This window comes from Komagataeibacter xylinus, from assembly GCF_004302915.1.
In the GTDB taxonomy this organism is placed as follows: domain Bacteria; phylum Pseudomonadota; class Alphaproteobacteria; order Acetobacterales; family Acetobacteraceae; genus Komagataeibacter; species Komagataeibacter xylinus_C.
On the sequence record NZ_QQBI01000010.1, the window covers coordinates 19,358 to 38,304 of the forward strand.

General features: G+C 62.7%; 16 protein-coding genes and 1 tRNA gene. 9 read left to right on the forward strand and 8 right to left on the reverse strand.

Annotation, left to right across the window (positions count from 1 at the left end; genetic code table 11):
- Positions 1–151 precede the first annotated feature (151 nt).
- From DV027_RS08255 to DV027_RS08270, 4 genes are all read left to right on the forward strand, one after another.
- Positions 152–1,183 carry a lysophospholipid acyltransferase family protein gene (locus tag DV027_RS08255; RefSeq protein WP_408884460.1) on the forward strand — a complete coding sequence of 344 codons (1,032 nt, stop codon included), beginning with the start codon at positions 152–154 and terminating at the stop codon, positions 1,181–1,183.
- 171 nt (positions 1,184–1,354) lie between these two features.
- Complete coding sequence (locus DV027_RS08260) at positions 1,355–3,592, forward strand: EAL domain-containing protein (RefSeq protein ID WP_130731396.1); 2,238 nt, start codon at positions 1,355–1,357, stop codon at positions 3,590–3,592.
- A gap of 110 nt (positions 3,593–3,702) precedes the next feature.
- Positions 3,703–5,427 (forward strand): putative bifunctional diguanylate cyclase/phosphodiesterase, encoded by a 1,725-nt coding sequence (locus DV027_RS08265; protein WP_130731397.1) that lies wholly within the window; start codon positions 3,703–3,705, stop codon positions 5,425–5,427.
- A complete protein-coding gene (locus DV027_RS08270) occupies positions 5,424–5,873 on the forward strand; it encodes a hypothetical protein (protein ID WP_130731398.1) in 450 nt (149 codons plus the stop codon). The genes DV027_RS08265 and DV027_RS08270 overlap by 4 nt, the downstream gene beginning before the upstream one ends.
- 59 nt (positions 5,874–5,932) lie before the next feature.
- Here the strand turns inward: DV027_RS08270 and DV027_RS08275 are convergent, their stop codons facing one another.
- Positions 5,933–6,535, reverse strand: coding sequence for a hypothetical protein (locus DV027_RS08275; RefSeq protein ID WP_242621803.1), 603 nt, complete (start codon positions 6,533–6,535; stop codon positions 5,933–5,935).
- Positions 6,536–6,675: 140 nt separating this feature from the next.
- Here DV027_RS08275 and DV027_RS08280 point away from each other — a divergent pair, with 140 nt between their 5' ends.
- Positions 6,676–6,960: a hypothetical protein gene (locus tag DV027_RS08280; protein WP_165399145.1), complete on the forward strand. Its 285-nt coding sequence runs from the start codon at positions 6,676–6,678 to the stop codon at positions 6,958–6,960.
- Between the two features lie 127 nt (positions 6,961–7,087).
- Here the strand turns inward: DV027_RS08280 and DV027_RS08285 are convergent.
- The 3 genes from DV027_RS08285 to DV027_RS08295 all read right to left on the reverse strand — a co-directional run bounded on the left by DV027_RS08285 (position 7,088) and on the right by DV027_RS08295 (position 9,365).
- A tRNA-Thr gene (locus tag DV027_RS08285) sits at positions 7,088–7,162 on the reverse strand.
- Between the two features lie 96 nt (positions 7,163–7,258).
- Positions 7,259–7,672: an RNA polymerase-binding protein DksA gene (dksA, locus tag DV027_RS08290; RefSeq protein ID WP_025439494.1), complete on the reverse strand. Its 414-nt coding sequence runs from the start codon at positions 7,670–7,672 to the stop codon at positions 7,259–7,261.
- Between the two features lie 112 nt (positions 7,673–7,784).
- Positions 7,785–9,365 carry an efflux transporter outer membrane subunit gene (locus DV027_RS08295; RefSeq protein ID WP_242621804.1) on the reverse strand — a complete coding sequence of 527 codons (1,581 nt, stop codon included), beginning with the start codon at positions 9,363–9,365 and terminating at the stop codon, positions 7,785–7,787.
- 221 nt (positions 9,366–9,586) lie between these two features.
- On the opposite strand from DV027_RS08295, the gene DV027_RS08300 reads away from it, so the two are divergent.
- Positions 9,587–10,276 carry a TetR/AcrR family transcriptional regulator gene (locus DV027_RS08300; RefSeq protein ID WP_130731400.1) on the forward strand — a complete coding sequence of 230 codons (690 nt, stop codon included), beginning with the start codon at positions 9,587–9,589 and terminating at the stop codon, positions 10,274–10,276.
- A 173-nt stretch (positions 10,277–10,449) separates the two neighbouring features.
- Here the strand turns inward: DV027_RS08300 and DV027_RS08305 are convergent, their stop codons facing one another.
- Positions 10,450–11,502 carry a DUF1963 domain-containing protein gene (locus tag DV027_RS08305; protein WP_130731401.1) on the reverse strand — a complete coding sequence of 351 codons (1,053 nt, stop codon included), beginning with the start codon at positions 11,500–11,502 and terminating at the stop codon, positions 10,450–10,452.
- A gap of 420 nt (positions 11,503–11,922) precedes the next feature.
- Here DV027_RS08305 and DV027_RS08310 point away from each other — a divergent pair, with 420 nt between their 5' ends.
- Positions 11,923–14,142 (forward strand): TonB-dependent receptor, encoded by a 2,220-nt coding sequence (locus DV027_RS08310; protein WP_130731402.1) that lies wholly within the window; start codon positions 11,923–11,925, stop codon positions 14,140–14,142.
- 37 nt (positions 14,143–14,179) lie between these two features.
- On the forward strand, positions 14,180–14,434 hold the full coding sequence (locus DV027_RS17485) for a hypothetical protein (RefSeq protein ID WP_165399147.1): 255 nt from the start codon (positions 14,180–14,182) through the stop codon (positions 14,432–14,434).
- A 522-nt stretch (positions 14,435–14,956) separates the two neighbouring features.
- On the opposite strand, the gene DV027_RS08315 is transcribed toward DV027_RS17485, so the two are convergent.
- Entirely contained in the window at positions 14,957–16,333 is a 1,377-nt protein-coding gene (locus tag DV027_RS08315) for an ammonium transporter (protein WP_130731403.1), read from the reverse strand.
- Positions 16,330–16,668, reverse strand: a complete 339-nt coding sequence (locus DV027_RS08320) for a P-II family nitrogen regulator (RefSeq protein ID WP_061273594.1) — start codon at positions 16,666–16,668, stop codon at positions 16,330–16,332. The genes DV027_RS08315 and DV027_RS08320 overlap by 4 nt, the downstream gene beginning before the upstream one ends.
- 374 nt (positions 16,669–17,042) lie before the next feature.
- On the opposite strand from DV027_RS08320, the gene DV027_RS08325 reads away from it, so the two are divergent.
- Positions 17,043–18,317 carry a chloride channel protein gene (locus tag DV027_RS08325; RefSeq protein WP_130731437.1) on the forward strand — a complete coding sequence of 425 codons (1,275 nt, stop codon included), beginning with the start codon at positions 17,043–17,045 and terminating at the stop codon, positions 18,315–18,317.
- Positions 18,318–18,526: 209 nt separating this feature from the next.
- Here the strand turns inward: DV027_RS08325 and DV027_RS17490 are convergent, their stop codons facing one another.
- Complete coding sequence (locus DV027_RS17490; protein WP_165165649.1) at positions 18,527–18,703, reverse strand: hypothetical protein; 177 nt, start codon at positions 18,701–18,703, stop codon at positions 18,527–18,529.
- Positions 18,704–18,947 lie beyond the last annotated feature (244 nt).

Consider the following 18,947-nt stretch of genomic DNA (forward strand, 5'->3'; position numbering starts at 1 on the left):
GGCTGCCTGCCCGTTTGCCCCATATTGTCGCGCGCCATGATGGCGGGCTATGGATAGCCGCATGATCGCCGATTTCATCCGCCGCCTTGCCCGGCGTCGTTCCCCGTCACCCGCCATGTCCCGATCCGCCCTGCGCGCCTCGCGGCAGGTGATCGCGCCCCGCCCGGGCTCGGAGGCGGCGCGCGCCATCGCCACCACCACGGTCATGCCCACCGGCCACCTGCGTGAATATGCCCGGACAGCGCGTGGCGTGGGGCGGCTTGCGGCCATTACGGTGTGGGTGCCGCTTTCGGTCGGGTTCGAGGCGGTGCTGCTGCTCGTGCCCGGGACCGCCAAGATCCGCTGGACGCGCATGGTCTGGGGCGGGCTGTGCCTGCTTCTGTCGCTGCGCATCCGCGTGGTGGGGCGCAGGGCCGGTGGCGTGGGTGGGCGCAAGGCGCGCCAGAATGGCGAGCGGCCTGTCATCTACGTCTCCAACCATTCCACATGGCTTGACGTGCCGGTGCTTGGCACGGTGCTGCCATCCAACTTCGTGGCCAAGGGCGATATCGAGGGGTGGCCCATCATGGGGCTGGTCTCGCGCATTGGCCGCACCATATTCGTCAGCCGCCAGCGCAGCACTACGGGGCGCGAGCGCGACGAGATGCTGCACCGCCTGATGGTGGAAGGGGACAACCTGATCCTGTTCCCCGAGGGCACGTCATCGGATGGCTCAAGGGTGCTGCCCTTCCTTTCGGCCTTTTTCGCCATTGCCAAGCCGCCGCGCCTGCCCAAAGGCAAGGGGCCGGTCGCGCCCGACAGCGAGGCCGCCGCCATTGCCGCGCGCCCGGGCATGACGCCGCTGATCCAGCCGGTCTCGGTCGTGTATGACGAGCTTGAGGGCCTGCCGGTCAACCACGCCCGCCGCCCGGTCTTTGCGTGGTATGGCGACATGGAGCTTGGCCCGCATGTGTGGCAGCTCCTCAAATGGCGCTCCATGCGCGCAACCGTGCTGCTGCACCCCGCGCTCGACCCCGATGACTTTCCCAGCCGCAAGGCGCTGGCGCAGGCGGCCTGGCGGGCGGTGGCGGCGGGTGCGGCAGAGCTGCGCCAGAACCAGCCCCAGCCCGAGCAGGACAGCGCCTATGCCTGCCGCCCGCTTGCAGGCATGCTGCCCCAGGACCTTGAGCGCCACGACGGCTGAGGCGCCGCGGTGGCGGCTTTGTGTCAAGATTGAGGCATGTCATGTTTCCGCATGGGCATAAATCATAGTATGATGGCTGTGCCGAGTGGCCCGGTGCCCGTTGTCGCATGGCCATGATCGAATCTGGCAGCATGATGACGCGCCGGGCGGATGCCTGCCCAGGTCAGGAAAATGATCTCACATGGCGCGGTTGGTCGTGCCGATGTTCTGGAGTTTACGGTGGATCAGCCGAAGATTAGCGCCGATGTCCTGCTTTCTGCGATGGAGCAGGCCATTGATCCCATGGTCGTGATTGATGAGCATAACCTCATCATCTTCTTCAACACGGCAGCCGAGAAGATATGGGGCCGCTCGCGCGAAGAGGTCATGGGCCGCAATGTCAGCTGCCTCGTGCCCGAACCCGAGCGCGACCGCCATGACGACTACATCAACCGCAACCGCGAGACCGGGATCGGCCGGATTGTCGGCACCTCGCGCGAGGTCGAATTCCGTCGCGCCAATGGCGAGTATGTCTGTGGCGAGCTGTCCATCTCGCGCGTGCAGGTGAATGATTGCGGCAGGATCTACTACATCGCGGTCATGAAGGACGTGACCGAGCCCAGCCGCCAGCGCAAGATCCTGGTGCTGCAGAATGACGTGCTCCAGGCCCTCGCATCCGACATGAGCATGGAGGAAGTGGGCGACCTGCTGTGCCGCCGGGCGGACAGTTTCGTGCCCGGCGCGGTTGGCGCGCTGATGCTGATCGACCGCTCGGGCAAGCTTTCGGTCAGTGCCTCGCCCTCCATGCCCAAGCGCTACCGCGCCGCACTCGACAGCATGGAACTCACCCCCGGGCAGCTCGAAACGCTGCGCGCCAACCCCGCCGCCAGCAACACCGTGGTGTGGGATGGCTACGCCTCGCTTGCCCGTTCGCTGGGGCTGGAGCGGTGCTGTTCGTCCACCATCGTCTCGCGCACGGGGCAGGTCATGGGCGTGTTCGCGCTGTACATGCGCGGCGATGAGGCCGATCTGGCCTGGGCGCAGCGCGTGGTCTCGACCAGCATGCCGTTCTGTGCGCTGGCCATCGAGCAGAGCGAGACGCGCCAGCATATTGCCCAGCTTTCCAATTTCGACAGCCTGACCGGGCTGCTCAACCGCACCTCGCTGCACAATATCATCGAGCGCCTGATCATGCGCGGCGGCGACAGCCAGTTCTCGCTGTTCATGGTCGATATCGACCGCTTCCGCGATATCAACGACGCGCTTGGCCATGTGAACGCCGACCGCTTCCTCATCGAGATCGGCCGCCGCATCCGCCATCTGGTCAAGGATGAATACATTGTCAGCCGCTCCGGTGGCGATGAGTTCATCATCGTCGTGCCCGAATGCTCGCATGAGCGCGCCGAGAAGTTTGCCGAGAACCTGATCAACGCCATCGCCAAGCCGCTGCAGGTGGGCGAGAACACGCTCAGCATCTCGTGCTGCGTTGGCATCAGCACCTTCCCCGCCAACGGGCCGGACAGCGAATCCCTGCTCAGCCATGCCGATGCCGCCACCCGCCAGGCCAAGGAGGACGGGCGCGGCCTGTTCCGCTTCGCCGGCCAGGAAAAGAACCAGGTGGCGCAGGACCGGCTGGTGCTGGGCTCGGCGCTGCGCGATTCGCTCTCCAAGGGCATGCTCAACCTGCATTACCAGCCGCAGGTCGAGACCATGACCGGCGGGCTTTACGGGGTGGAGGCACTCTCGCGCTGGCACCACCCCACGCTGGGCAACATCTATCCCTCCCGCTTTATTGCCGTGGCGGAGGAAACCGGGCAGATCGAGGCCATTGGCCGCTGGTCGCTTGAGGAAGCGTGCAGCCAGATGGTGAAGTGGGACCGCGACGGCGTGCGGGTGCCGACCGTGGCGGTCAACCTCTCTGCCGTGCATTTCCGCAATCGCGGCCTGCCCGAGCACATCGCCAACCTGCTCAAGCACCATGGCCTGACGCCGGACCGCCTGACGGTGGAAATAACCGAGAGCGTGATGATGGACAGCAGCAGCGAGACCGAGGAGGTGCTGCATGCCATCCGCAGGCTCGATGTCGGGCTGTCGATGGATGATTTCGGCACCGGCTACTCCTCGCTCTCGCGCCTGACCCGCCTGCCGCTGACCGAGATCAAGATCGACCGCAGCTTCATCAACGATTTCGAGCATGATACCAACGCTCAGGCCGTGACCATGGCGGTAATCGGCATCGGCTCGCGGCTGGGCATGACGGTGGTGACCGAAGGCGTGGAAACCGAGCAGCAGTGGCGCCTTCTGGAGGAATTGCATTGCGATGTGATGCAGGGCTATCTTTTCTCCAGGCCATTACCCCCAGCGGAACTGGAAAAATGGTTCCGCGAGCGGCAGGAGCGTGGCTCTTTCCTCATTCCAACGACGGCATAGAGCATGTGGTGCCCCGCGCATGGTGTTGGCGTTCTGGTGCCATGCGTTGGGGCGGTTTGAGTTCATGAAGCATAACAGTTTGTCTTTTATTACGGATTCCAGGCGGGAACATGGCATTGCAACACGATGATCGGCTGCGGGCCCTGACGCATCAGGATGCGGATTTCTGGGCTGATCTGGTTGATAATGTCCTCATTGTCGCGATTACGGATAGCGAGGGGGTCATCACCTATGTCAATGACCGCTTCTGCGAGATAAGCCAGTACTCGCGCGAGGAGCTGGTGGGCTCGACGCACCGGATCGTCAATTCCGGTTATCATGATGCTGATTTCTTCCGCGATCTGTACCGCACCATCAAGGCGGGGCAGCTGTGGCGCGGCAATATCTGCAACCGTGCCAAGGATGGGTCGCTGTACTGGGTGGCCACCACCATCATCCCCAAGATCGACCGGCAGGGCACGATCACGGGGTACGTGGCCAGCCGGTTCGAGATTACCGAACTCATGAACACGCGCGACCGGCTGTGTGAACTGGCCGAGACCGATACCCTGACCGGGCTGCTCAACCGTGGTGGCTTCAACACCGCGCTGGCCGATGAGATCGCGCGCTGCCGCGAGCCGGGTATGACCGCCCACCCGGCACTTGCCATGTTCGACCTTGATGGTTTCAAGCAGATCAATGACGTGCACGGCCACCATGCGGGTGACATCGTGCTGCGCGCCATCGCCTCGCGGCTGATCGAACTCACCCACCCCGATGATCCGGTCAGCCGGCTTGGCGGCGACGAGTTTGCCGTCATCCTGCACCGCACGCTCGAGGATGTATCGCTCGAGCGGTACATGGACCGCCTGCAGGCCATCCTTGAGCGCCCCATCGATATCGAGACGGTAACGGTCAGCGTTGCGGGCAGCATTGGCGCGGTGCTGCTTGATGGCACCGACACGATGGAAGACGTGCAGAAAAACGCCGACATGGCCATGTATGCCGCCAAGCGCGCGGGCGGCAAGCAGTCGCAGATGTTCACCAAGAACCTGCGCGAGCGTGCGCAGGCGCGTGTCTCGATCCTGAGCGAGGCGCGGTGCGGGGTCGTGCGCAACCAGTTCGAGGTCTATTACCAGCCGATCGTGAACTGCAACACGATGGAGGTGGACCAGATCGAGGCGCTGCTGCGCTGGCAGCACCCCGAGCGCGGGCTGCTCGCGGCGGAAGACTTCTCCGACGTGTTTACCGATGCCGGGCTGGCCCAGGCGATGGGGCCGCGTATGATCGAGGCGTTCCGGCGCGATGTGTGCATGTGGAACGAGAAGGGCCAGCCGCCCCGCCAGCTTGCCATCAACCTCTCGCGCATGGACCTGATCCGTGATGACTACCAGCGCGAGCTTGAGGAATCGCTGCGGCGCTTCAACATGTCACCTGACAGCTTCGTGCTGGAAGTGACCGAAGCCATGCTGCATGGCCGCCGGGCCGAGCAGGGCATCCGCAACCTGCGTGAACTGGCGCGGGCGGGTTTCCGTATCGCGCTCGACAATTTCGGCAAGGGCATCACGGTGCTGAACCACCTGCGCGAGCTGCCGTTCTCGCAGGTCAAGATCGACCAGAGCATGGTGGCGAACATCGTGGGCAACCCCGATGCCTGCATGGTCCTGTCCAGCCTGATCGACATGGGGCAGGGCTTCAACATGGAAGTCACGGTCGAGGGGGTTGAAAACCGCGAGCAGTTTGATCTCGTCAAGGCGCTCAGGCCCGAGCGCATCCAGGGCTTCTTTGTTTCCTCGGCGCTGTCCTCGCAGGACATTCTCAAGCTGCCTGCCCGTTTTGAAGGGGTGACGCTGTGAGCGACGACACCCCCCGCACGGTGGCCGCGCGCATTGGCGATGACCTGCCGCGCGTGGACGTGATTGGCCTGGCCAATACGCGGCGCATCATGCATGCGGAGCGCCATAATGATGGCGCGCGCATGCCGCTGTTCATTCCCACGGCCTCATGGGCGCGGTTGCTGGAGCTGCATTGCACGGGGGAGGGCGACCGGCCCCGCCTCGCGCCCTCGCGCGTCATGGACGGGCTGGAGCGTGCCCTTGGCCGTATCATGACCGAGGTGGTGCGCCACGATGCGGCGCAGGACGCGCCGCTGCGCCCGGCCTATGAAGTCACATCCGACCTGTTCGGGGCGGAAGGGCCGGTCGAGATCCGCATGCTCGTGGACCGCACGACCGGTGTTGCCTGCATGCTGGCCGGGCCGCCTGCGGATATGGCGGCGCTGCCGCTCGAGATGACTTCCTGATTATAAAAAGCTTCAGGTAATGCCGCCTTTTTGGAAAAAAAGGCGGCACCCAAAAACTTTTATTTTGCGCTTGCGGGTGCTGGCGTGTCTGGTGTCGGCGGTGTAGCGGGCTGTGCCTCGAGCCTGGGCGAGTGAAAGGCGGAGACAGGGCTGAAAACCCCTTTCTTCACATGCCGCATGGACGCAACCGGCTGGCGCACGCAGCCACGGGTGACGATGGAACACACACCGTCCGTGCCCATCATTTCATCATCATCGCCGCTGTAATGCACCTGGGTTACCCGGTCGTTTTCAAAGCGGATATCGGCAACGCAGGTCTTGCCCGCGCCGCCGAGTGTCGTTTCGGTCAGGTTCACGACCGACTGGAGCGGGATCAGCGTCGAATCATTGGTCGAAGGAATGTTCAGGGTGCGGGAATATTCAAAAATCTGCACTGCATCGCTGATTTTCTTGGTCTTGTCCGGAATGCCCACGCAGGACTGCACGTCCGTGCTGTTCATGCCGATCATGGTCATCTGCGCGCGATGGGCGGCGCGTGAATCCGTGTAACCACACCCTGAAAGGCCAGCAAGGCCCAGCAGCCCCACCATAAGTCCACTGGCCTGCCACAGGCGCAGGCGGGGCCACAGGGCGGTGAAACGGGCGGTTATGGGTGCAGTCATATGGCCTCTGTCAAATATCTGGACCCGTGCAGGCCCTGTGTGGCGTGAGCGGGTGCGTGATGCCGGAACAAACCGGTTGGTGATGAAAGCCGCCTGAAAATGTGCGCCCCACTCCCCCTGCAAACTGCGGGACGCTTGTGGTGAATATTTTTTCAAAAAGCTTTAACGAGCGGCCCTTTTTTGAAAAAAGGCAGCATCTAAAAACTTTTACTATTTTTATCAGTGCGTTGTTTCAAAACCATCTCGTGCATCGAAACAATAACGCGACAGGGCGGGGGGAGTTCTCGCCGTGCGCACAGGCGATCTGCGCGGGCCTGCATATCGTTGCATGTGCAGGCTCGCTCATGCGTTTCGTCATGCCTGCCGATGGTCAGGATGCCATTGAGGGAGGACGCCAGGTTTTTGGGGAACAGCGCCGAGATTGATCGGGCGCGTTGACGGGCACCATGGCCCTGACGGACCGAAAGTGGCCGCACATGCCCTGGCGGTCTTCCCTGGTCCATGGAGACCAGACAACGCAGAACCGTAACAAAAAAATATCTAGGGAAATCATGGTGCTGCTGGACAGGATTGAACTGTCGACCTCTCCCTTACCAAGGGAGTGCTCTACCACTGAGCTACAGCAGCACGGTATGCGGGCTTCCTAACTTTTCCTGCACCGGCTGGCAACCCCCTTTTATCGCCTTTTGGCAAATTAGGGCGTTCCAGCCGGTTGGGGAGGGGTCAGTCGTCGCGGTGGATGCGTTCCATGCGCTCGTGGCGCTCCTGCGCCTCGATCGACAGGGTGGCGATGGGGCGGGCCTCAAGGCGCTTGAGCCCGATCGGCTCGCCGGTTTCCTCGCAATAGCCATAGGTGCCCGCCTCAACGCGCAGCAGGGCCTGGTTGATCTTGGAGATCAGCTTGCGGGCGCGGTCACGGGTGCGCAGCTCGAGCGCGCGGTCGGTCTCGACACTGGCGCGGTCGGTAATGTCGGCTTCATGGATGCCGCCTTCCGACAGGCTGGCCAGCGTTTCATCCGCTTCCTTGAGGAGGTCCGCCCGCCATTTCAGCAGCTTGAGGCGGAAATATTCCACCTGCTGCGGATTCATGAATTCCTCATCATCCGAGGGGCGATAGTCGGGGGGCAATGTAATCATACGAACAGGTCCCTGCGCCATGCTTCCGTGTGGCAGTTACTGGCCTGCCAGTCGGGAACGGGGCGGCTTATACTAGCAAGGGGCGCGCGCGCCAAGCTTTTAACGCAGGCCATCAGGCAGGCTGGCCCGGCGGGGTGGAAGGAGCGGGGGTGGCAGGCGTGCCGCCGGTTGCAGCCGGGCGGGCCGTGGCGGCAGTGGCCTGCTTGTGGCGCGGCGTGTCGGGGTAGGTGGTCTCCCACCCGCCGCCAAGCGCGTTGTACAGCCGCACCAGGTTGCCCGATATGGCGGCGGTGCTGGTGGTCAGGTCGGACTCGGCACCCAGGTACTGGCGCTGGGCATCGAGCACGTTGAGGTAGGTCACCATGCCGTTACGGTACTGGTTCTGCGCCAGCTCCAGCGCGTGGTGGCTGGCCTGCATGCGCTGCTCCAGGCTGTCATGGCGGCGCTGTTCGTCGGTGTAGGCGGTGAGCGCGTTATCCACGTCATGCCAGGCGCCGAGCACGGTTTTCTGGTAGTTGATGGCCGCTTCCTTCTGGGCGGCCTTGCGCAGTTCAAGCTGGCCGCGCAGGCGCCCGCCCTGGAACAGGGGCAGCGTGATGGAGGGGCCGACATTCCACGCCTTGGCGTTCCAGAAGCCAAGGTCACGGAAGGAGAGGGATTCGAAACCAAAACCGGCATTGATGGTCACGCGCGGGTAGAACTCGGCCACGGCCTCGCCCACCTGGGCGGTGGCGGCGTGCAGGTTGGCCTCCGCGCGGCGGATATCGGGGCGGCGGCGGGCCAGCTCAGAGGGCACGCCGACTGGCACGCGCGGTGGCACGGGCGGAATGGCGGAGGCGGTGAGCAGCTCATCGGACAGCGCGCGTGGCGGCGCGCCCATGAGCAGGCTCAGCGCATTGACCTGCATGGCCAGCTGCTGCTCAAGCTGCGGGATCTGGGCCAGCGTGTTCTCATACTGCGCGCGGGCCTGCTCCACCTCAAGGTTGCTGGCCAGGCCCTTGGTGTAGCGCTGCTGGTTCAGGTCCAGCATGGATTGCGCCACATCACGGTTTTCCAGCACGATGCGTAGCTGCTGCTGCGTGTTGCGCAGCTCCATGTAGTCGCGCGCCACTTCCGACTGGCGCGAGATGAGCATGCCGCGGCGGGATTCGTTGACCGCCTGCGAGCTTGCGGCCGCGGCCTCATATTCACGCCGCACGCGGCCCCACAGGTCGAGCTCCCACGTGGCATCCACGCTGTCGCGCCACTGGTTGAACAGCGGGATCTTGGCCTTGCCCGGCGTGCCCGCCACCTGGCCGAGCTCCGGGTGTTCGCTCTCGACATCGGTCACGATGCGCTGCAGCATCTTGGTGCTGTACTGCTGGCGGGCGTAGGAGCCGGTGGCCGACATGGCAGGGTAGCGCTCGGCACCGGCAATGCGCAGTTCGGCCCGGCTCTGGGCCATGCGGTAGGCGTAGGCGCGCACATCAAGGTTGTCGGTGGCCACGCGCTGCTCGAGCCTGGTCAGCTCGGCATCGTTGAAGATGGTCCACCAGGCGGTATCGGGATCATCGGGCGTGGTCTGGCTGGCCACTTCGGCGGGTTTGCCGTTTTTGTCGGTTGCGGCCGCGATGCGGTCCGGGCCGCCATACTGGTTGGGAACCCACGGCTTGGGCTTATGGAAATTAGGGCCAACCGCACACCCGGCGGTCATGACCGACAATCCGACCACGGCCGTGCGCCATGAAATTCCCCTACCCACCAACATGGCCCCCCTGTTGTACCTGAAACAGCTGATGTAAATTCTGCATTCTTGGCATGGTTTTCAAACCATGGCATGAATGACCGATCAGTTCGGTCAGTCCCCTAGCCTATCGGCTTTCCTCACGGGGTCAATCGAAAGTACGCGCCAACCGCGGGAGCAGGATGATTTCAATGGGCACCACGCCAGGCCATACAGGCAAAATGCAGGCTGCCGAGAGCCTGCCCCCGGGTGCCTCCGCCGCCAAGCGCCAGCAGATCCTGGCGGGCGCCGCGCGTATCTTTGCCCAGAACGGCTACGAGGGAGCCAGCATGTCGGGCATCGCGCGCGATGCGGGTGTCTCGAAAGGTACGCTGTACAACTACTTCGACAGCAAGGCCACGCTGTTCTCCGCGTTTGTGGAGCAGTGCGCGTGCGAGAAGATGCCGCTCCTGTTCAGCCGCATTGATGAAGGGGCGAACCTGACGGAATCGCTCGAGCACCTGGCCGTGGCCATGATCCGGCTGCTGACCTCGCCGCTATCGCTCATGCTCAATCGTATCATCATTTCCGAGGCAGGCAATTTTCCCGAACTGGCCGAGACGTTCTGGAAGCACGGGCCCCAGAAGGCCATCAACATTCTCTCGGCGTGGCTGATGCAGCATAATGATTCCGGCGTGCTGAACATCCCCGACCCGGTTTTTGCCGCCGAGCAGTTCTATGCCCTGTGCCAGACCCGCATTGCGGGGCGCGCGCGCATGCAACTGCCGGTCAATACCGACCAGGCGCATATCGACTTCATCGCCCGTTCGGCAGTGCACACCTTTCTCAACGCCTATCTGCGCGAAGGCCCGCGCCTGCCGCCGGTGGTGATGGAGGAGTGAGGACACGCTCTGGCAAATCTGTTTAAAAAAAGCTGCTTGGGTCGGTAGTTTCTTCGACAGTGAAATAAGAATTTGGAATCAACAGGTTCCACTAAGAGTGTTCCCCGCACACGCGGGGATAAAAACGACTTTGTTGTTCTCGTAAGACGCGACCTGGTGCTGCAGTCCGGCACCTAACCGCACTGATAGACAACACGCGCCCGGTCAAACCGGCGGGTTGCGATATCGGTCTTGCGCATCATCACGTAATAGGCCCCGACATCGGCAAACCGCGCATGCGGGTCTGCCCCGATCTGCACGACAAGCCGCCACTGTGCCGCGGATTCAAGCAGCGCCTTCGCCTGGGCCGTGTTCCATACGTCGCCCCTGCAGTTCAGGCCATTGGCGGCAAGCTGGCTGCGGGCCTGAAGGCCGTTCTGTAAGGGCTGCGGAAAGCCGCCAAACTGATGGTTGTCACGCTTCCCCTCATCAGGTGTGCCAAAAGCGTAGAACCAGTCATTATAGGCTAGGGCTTTCGCACGATCATCAAGGGAGAAGGCATCCCATCCCTTGTCATTAAGTGGCATGGGCGTGATGACGGAGTGCTGCGTGATCACGGGGGCGGGGGGAAAGATGCAGCTCCATTTATCGTTCGAGATCGCCAGCAGGGCTTGGGGCACCGGCGCGCGCACCAGTTCAGCCACAGGCGAGGGATCCCATATTACGCGCCACCCCACGGCGGCTTCAGGGGTGAATTCTTCCGGCTCTATCCAGTAATCATAGAATACCAGCAGGCGGCCCTCCGTGGGAAAAATCGGGTCAAAACCTGGTGCCTGCGCCAGTTCGGCCAGATTGAACTGGCCGAAGAAGGCCAGCGGGAAATCCGTTGCCACTGCCCGCGCCTTGGCCCGGTGTTCGTTGCTGAACCATTCGACACCCTTGGTGCGTGCCCATGAGGGCGGATTGGCCAGCAGGTCATCCGCCTTGCGGTTGTAGTATTGTGCCCGCCTGTCGGCATCGGGGTAGGGCGGGCGCAGGGGCCAGGCCATGCCCTGCGGCAGGTCGGGGCGGCCACCAAGTTTCGAGGCCCCTGCGGGAATGGTGTCCTCATCCCCCGCCGTGGTGGGCATGAGCACGGCAGGCCGCGCCTGTGCGGCAAGATGGGCCACGACGGCGGCAGGCAGGCCGGTTGCCTGCAGCGAACGTGCCAGAGTCTCGCGGTCAGGGGGGAGCGGGGTATCGGCCATGCCAGGTTCCTTCCTCAGGAGAGTATTTTAAAATAACGTATTGATGAAAATTCATAAAAGTTTTTGGATGCCGCCCTTTTTCAAAAAGGCGGTGTTTTCTGAAGCATTATGAATACTGATTTTACCAGGTATTTCCTATAATTGTTCAGGATAAATGAAATATTTATATTTAATAATACCGTATTAAAGCAGGACTGCAAACCGTAATAGACCACCGGCAGGTAGCGCAACAGGAGCAGTTTCCTGTGTGTGCAGCGGCAGTTGCACGGTGCGTCCATCCTGGCCGAAACGTTCTGTTGCATAAATACAACATCAGGCACGCCCGGCGAGGGCCACCGCTTTTTCATGTTGTTATGTTATATTGTACCAAATAAAGCTGCGCCTCCCGAAACCACCTCACCGGATGCGAGCCTTTCCGCCATGACGCGCCTATGGTTTTTTCCCCGTCCCCTTTCCCGTGCCATGCTGGCAGCCATAACCGCGCTGACCCCTGTCGCCACTGCCTGCGCGCAGGGCGTGCCCGCCACCACCACGACCCCCGATGACCCGCACGCCACCACCGGGCAGGCGCAGGCGCTCGACCGCGCCTCATCCGCGCCCGAGGCCATGACCGTCACCGCGCGCCTCGACCGCGCGCGCGTGCAGTTGCAGCCTTCCACGGGGGCAACGGTGCATGCGTTCAGCCGCAAGGCGATCGAGACCATTCCCGGTGGCGACAATACCGGGCTGAACAGCGTGCTGCTGCAGGCCCCCGGTGTTGCGCAGGACAGCTACGGCCAGATCCATGTGCGTGGTGACCATAACGAGGTGCAGTTCCGCCTCGATGGCGTGCAACTGCCAGAAGGCATGAACGTGTTCGGCCAGACGCTTATGACCCGCTTTGCCGATAACATGTCGCTCTCCACCGGCGCATTGCCGGTGCAGTACGGCTTCCTTCAGGCGGCCGTGGTCGACATTACCACCAAGAATGGTGCTACCAACAAGGGTGGCAACGTGTCCATCTATGGTGGTGCGCGTGACTACTTCTTCCCCTCCGCGCAGTATGGAGGGCAGCATGGCAGGTGGGATTACTTCTTCACCGCCGATTACGTGCATGACCGGGTGGGCATCGAGAACACCACGCCTTCGTTCAATGCGCCGCATGACCTGAGCAACCAGTACCATTTCCTTGGCCATGTGCGGTACACGGTGGATGAAAACACGCGACTGAGCCTGATTGCGGGCGTGTCGAACGCCGAGTACCAGTTGCCCAATATTGGTGGCCAGACCTTCCCCTGCGCGGGTGATGATTCGCCGTGTGTGTCAGTGCCGGGTTCTCCAAGCGCTTCCAACCTTAATGAACGCCAGAAGCAGATCACCGATTTCGGCATCCTGTCGCTGCAAAAGGAGATCGGGGCCTTCTCGCTCCAGACATCGGTGTTCTCACGCTACAGCAGCCTCGGCTACAGCCCCGACCCCAATCTGGGCGACCTGGCCTATATGGGCATAAGCCAGCATGCCGAGCGTTCGGTCATGTCCACCGGCACCCAGAGTGACGTGACCTGGCGCGTGCGGCCCGATCATACCGTGCGTTTCGGCTTTCAGGTCTTTGCCGAGCGCAACATCACCAAGGCCGATTCACTGGTGCAGAACACCGACACGGGGGCGCTCCAGTCCATCCACACCGGCAATGGCCGCACGGGGGATGTCTACGGCCTGTACGTGCAGGATGAATGGCGGCCGCTGCGCAATGTCACGGTCAATTACGGCCTGCGCTTTGATGGCGTGGGCGAATATACCAACGAGCACCAGCTCAGTCCGCGCATCAACGTGGTGTGGCGCGCGTGGAAGGGAGCCACCCTGCATGCGGGCTATTCGCGCTACTTCACGCCCCCGCCCTTCGAGGTGGTGGGCGGCACCGACCTGCAGCAGTTTGCGGGTACATCGGGTGCGGCAGCCGGCACCGGTAGCGATACGGTCAAGGCCGAGCGCGACCATTACTTCGATGCCGGAATCGAGCAGGTCATCCTGCCCGGCTGGCGCGTGTCGTTCGATGCCTATTACAAGCTGGCCCATAACCTGATTGACGAGGGGCAGTTCGGCGCGCCCATCATCCTGTCGGGCTTCAACTACCGGCGCGGGCAGGTGAACGGCTATGAGGTCTCGACTTCCTATGATCGCGGGCCGCTTTCGCTGTATGGCAATTTTGCGTGGTCGCGCGCCATCGGCAAGGACATTACCAGCGCACAGTTCAATTTTGACCCAGGTGACCTGGCCTATATCAGCCAGCACTGGGTGCATCTCGACCACGACCAGCGCTGGACCGCTTCAGCCGGTGGGTCCTACACCTTCTTCCACCGCACCGGGCACCCGACGCTGCTCTCGGCCACCATGGTCTATGGCAGCGGCCTGCGGCAGGATACGGACACCGTGCCCAATGGCGGCGTGATCCCGCAATACGCCACGTTCAACCTGGCGCTGGTGCAGTCCTTCCGCGATCTGTTCCATTCCCGCTTCCTGCGCACCACGCAGTTGCGGCTGGACGTGACCAACCTGTTCGACCACCCCTACATGCTGCGTAGTGGCTCGGGCATTGGCGTGGGCGCCCCGCAATACGGGCTGCGGCGCACGATCCTGACCGGTATTTCGCAGAACTTCTGATAAAATAAATCCCTGCTGAAAGAGTAAAAGTTTCCGGATGCCGCCTTTTTGGAAAAAGGCGGCATCTTTTCGAAGCTTTTCTTTTTTGTCAGTGATCTGTTTTTTGAATAATCGCTTGGTCAGTCCGCATGCCCGTAAAACCTGCGAAAATTTGCAGACCATGCTGGATCCAGCCTATCGAATGGATCGGTCAGAATTTCTTTTCTATTCAGGTCATCTGGAAGGATGGCGTGAATTGAATATTTATGCTTTGCAAAAAATTTTATGGTTCCTGCGCCTTTCAGGGAAATAATCGATATGTCATTATCTCTTTCACTATATATGAACCATTTTCCAGATGTTGATGATAGGGCATATGTATCGACATTATACAGCCACGGTGCCCCATCCGTTTTTTCTGATACCAGGCTGATCTGTAATCTGTATATTTATATATGAAACGCTATCTGTTTCATCTTCAGGTAGTGTCATCATATCGACGGCACAAAACAGACTCTCGCCGTTGAAGTCCATAAGGGATCATATGATGCCGGCGGTCTCATCCTCTGTCAGATAATCAGCCCATTCATCCGCAAACACCATGTCGGGCATGCGTTTTCCTGCAACCACGCTCTGTTTCATGCGGTTCATGGGCGGGACACGACAAGTCATCCTTCATTGGTCATCCCGCTCCCTATCCGGGCGTGTTGACAGTCGGGCAATACACGACGTGCCACAGGCCCCGCTTCGCGGCAGCGGGCGTGCGCAGGGGGCAGAAAAAAAGGGCGGCCCCGCAAGGCCGCCCTTTCCACATTGTTGCACGCAGGCAGGAAGGTCAGGAATTGATCCGCTCGCCATGCAGGCTCATGTCCAGGCCTTCCATTTCCTCATCGCGCGTCACGCGCAGGCCGATGGTCAGGTCAATGGCCTTGAGCAGGATGAAGGTCAGCACCGCGCACCACACCACGGTAATGCCCACCGATTCCGCCTGCGCCACGAACTGGTGGAACGACCCGCTCACGCCCTCGGGGCTGGCATCGGTGGCTGAAAGCGGGCCATAGGCGAACACGCCGGTCAGCAACGCGCCCACTATGCCGCCAATGCCATGCACGCCAAAGGCGTCAAGGCTGTCGTCATAGCCCATCATGTGCTTGAGGCCCGTCGCCCCCCAGAAGCAGATCACGCCCGCGATCAGCCCGATCATCAGCGCGCCGCCCGGCAGCACGAAGCCCGCGGCAGGCGTAATGGCCACAAGGCCACCCACCGCACCCGAGATGATGCCCAGCACGGTGGGCTTGCCGGTCTTGATCCATTCGGCGCACATCCACGACACGCCAGCCGCGGCGGCGGCAATCTGGGTAGTGGCCATGGCCATGCCCGCGCGCCCGTTGGCGCCCCCTGCGGAGCCTGCGTTGAAGCCGAACCAGCCCACCCACAGCAGGGATGCGCCAATAATGGCATAGGTCAGGTTGTAGGGTGAGAAGTCGTCCTCCCCATAGCCCTTGCGCCGGCCCATCACCAGGGCTGCCACAAGGCCCGCGATGCCCGCGTTGATATGCACCACCGTACCACCCGCAAAGTCGATGGCGCCGATCCTGGCCGCCACCCAGCCATCGGGCCCCCACACCCAGTGGGCCACGGGCACGTACACGATCAGCGACCAGATGATGGTGAACACGCACAGGGCGCTGAACTTCATGCGTTCGGCAAATGCGCCGGTAATCAGCGCGGGCGTGATGATGGCGAAGGTCATCTGGAAGGTCATCCAGACACTTTCGGGAATGGTCATGGTGGTGGCGGCAGGCGTGCCCGCGGCCATGGTGAAGGCCACGTCACTGCCCTTGCTGATGCCTGCGCCCAGCCCGTTGAGCATCACGCGCGACAGCCCGCCAATGAAGGCGTTGCCCGAGGTGAAGGTCAGGCTGTAGCCCAGCACCATCCACACCACGGTCATGATGCAGCAGATGGAGAAGGACTGCATGAGGGTGGCCAGCACGTTTTTCTTGCGCACCATGCCCGCATAGAACAGCGCAAGGCCGGGGATGGTCATCATCAGCACGAGTGCGGTGCTGACCAGCATCCAGGCGGTATCGCCCGTGTCGATGGCGGGAGGGGCATCGGCCGCCATGGCGGGCAGGCTGGCCATTGACGCGCCAAAAGCCGCGGCCGCCAGCCCGGCATGGCGGGCGCTCTTGCCAATCTTTGTGATCACAGCGCGTTTTCTCCGGTTTCCTGTGTCCTGATCCGTATGGCCTGCTGCAGGTCGAGAACGAAAATCTTGCCATCGCCGATCTTGCCCGTGCACGAGGCGGACTGGATCACTTCCACCACCTTGTCGCACTGCGCGTCGGGCACCGCGATCTCGAGCTTGATCTTGGGCAGGAACTGGATGTTGTATTCTGCGCCGCGATAGATTTCGGTCTGGCCTTTCTGGCGGCCATATCCCTTCACCTCGGTTGCGGTCAGGGCATCCACCCCGATGGAATGCAACCCTTCGCGTACCTCATCGAGCTTGAACGGCTTGATGATGGCAATAACGAATTTCATCTCGTCCCCTTCCTGCCTTGCCCCTGAAACGTTACCTGTTGGCCTCTGTTCCGTACAGGCAACCATATCGCGAAGCAATATGATGTTGCTAGCGCCTTTCAGCGCCGTTGTGCAGGGTTCTGGTGTTGCCATTACCGGCATGGCGTGTTCGTTATTTATGATCCGTGGCGCGCGGCGGGTGGCGTGGCGCTGTCATCATGCGGGCCACCACCCCCGAATCGACGTGGCGCAGGGGCCTGGCGGCACGCATGGTCCCGCCCTGCGCGCGCTAAACCGGCTTGGCGTGCTCCGCCTTATCCGGCATATCCCATGCCATCATGACCCAACCCGCTTCCGCCCAAGCGCCCCGTGGCGCGCCCACCGCATGGCCGGTCATGGCCATGGCGGTCATTGCCACCGGTTTCCTGTCGGGCGTGGGGGGCACGGTGCTGTCCGTGCTGCTGCACACGGTCCAGCATGCCGCCTATGGCTACGGCCAGCCCGGCGGGCCGCATACCTTCGTGCAGGGCGTGAGTGCCGCCGCGCCATGGCGCAGGGTTGCCGCCCTTTGCGCAGCAGGCGTGGTGGCGGGCGTGGGCTGGTGGGCGCTGGGGCGTTTTGGCAGGCCGCTGGTCAGCATTGCGGCGGCTGTTGGCAAGACGGGGCTGGGCAAGCCCATGCCCGCGCTGTCCACCACGGTGCATGTGCTGCTCCAGATCGTGACGGTGGCCCTTGGCTCGCCGCTTGGCCGCGAGGTGGCGCCGCGCGAGCTCGGCGCGGTGCTGGCCACGGGCACCGGTCGCGTGCTGGGGCTTGCGCCTGATGACCGGCGCATCATCATCGCCTGCGGGGCGGGGGCCGGGCTTTCCGCCGTCTATAACGTGCCGCTGGGCGGCGCGCTGTTCATACTCGAGGTGCTGCTGGGCACGGTGGGGCAGCGCGCGGTGCTGTGCGCGGTGGGTACCTCGGCCATCGGGGCATTCGTGCCGTGGGCGGTGCTGGGCAACCTGCACCAGTATGACATCGGGCCGATGGCGGTCACGGCCCCCGTGGTGCTGTGGGCGCTATGCGCGGGGCCGGTCATTGGCGTGGGCGCGCAGATGGCCAAGCGGCTGATGGCCGTGGTGCAGAACCGCGCGGCGCGGGGTGGGGCGCGTATTGCGTGGTGCCTCGTGGTGTTTCCGCTGCTGGGCGTGCTGTCATGCTTCTACCCGCAACTGCCGGGCAACGGGCGCGGGCCGATGCAGCTTGCGCTGTCGGCACAACTGGGCACGCAGCTTGCCGCCACCGTGCTGGTGCTCAAGATTGTCGTCATCATGGGCGCGCTGCGGGCCGGGGCCGCGGGCGGGCTGCTCACGCCCAGCCTGACCATGGGCGCGCTGCTGGCCACCGTGCTGGCAGGGGGGTGGAATGCCTGCCTGCCCGTGGTGGATGTGGGCACGGTGGCGCTGCTGGGCGGCATTGCCTTTCTGGGCACGTTCATGTCCATGCCGCTTACCGCGCTGGCGCTGGGCCTCGAGTTCACCCATGTGGGGCATGACATGTGGATCCCGGCTTTCCTCACGCTGGCAGGGGCGCTGCTGGCCTTTCGGGTGTGCGCCAGGATTGGCCAGCCGCCCGCCGCCCAGACCCAGCCTGCTGCGCCGGGCAGCATGTCGGCCCGGTCCTGAAACACCAAAGGACCATAAGTTTCACCAAAAGCCTTTAACTGCCGCACGGGCCACAAAAAAGGCGGCACCGTTGCCGATGCCGCCTCTTTTTTCTGAGAACAGTCGCTGTTTCAACGAACCGTCAGCATCCTTCATCCCATGCGCGGGGGCCTGCCACAACAGGCGCGCCCTCACGTCTGGCTGATCTCACGCCATCGTGGCCTTCGGGCCTATTTCTCGGCAAACGGGTCGAAATCGCCGTCGTTCTCGCGCACGCTCCACCAGCCTTTGTTCCAGTCCTCATAGGCGGGCAGGGTTTCATCAAACGGGTTTTCGATCAGCGGCTCGCCCCTGGTGGCGGCTGCCTTGCCCTGTGCAAAGGCATCGGGCGGGGTCTGGTCGGTCATGTCGGGTTCCTGACTTGTGTGCCTGGCAATGTGGCAGGCTTACACCATGCGCACGCTACCCGCAGCCCCGCATGGCGGAAGGGGGTAATGCGCTGGGCGCAGGTGTGGGCACGCGATTGTGCCCTGCGTGCCATACATCGCCCGCCATATATCCTAGGATACGTGACCGCCCCGGCGCGTTATGGGATAAGGGCGCTGGCACGGGCGCGTTTACGCCCGCCCGGACTGACATCCGTCAAGAGAT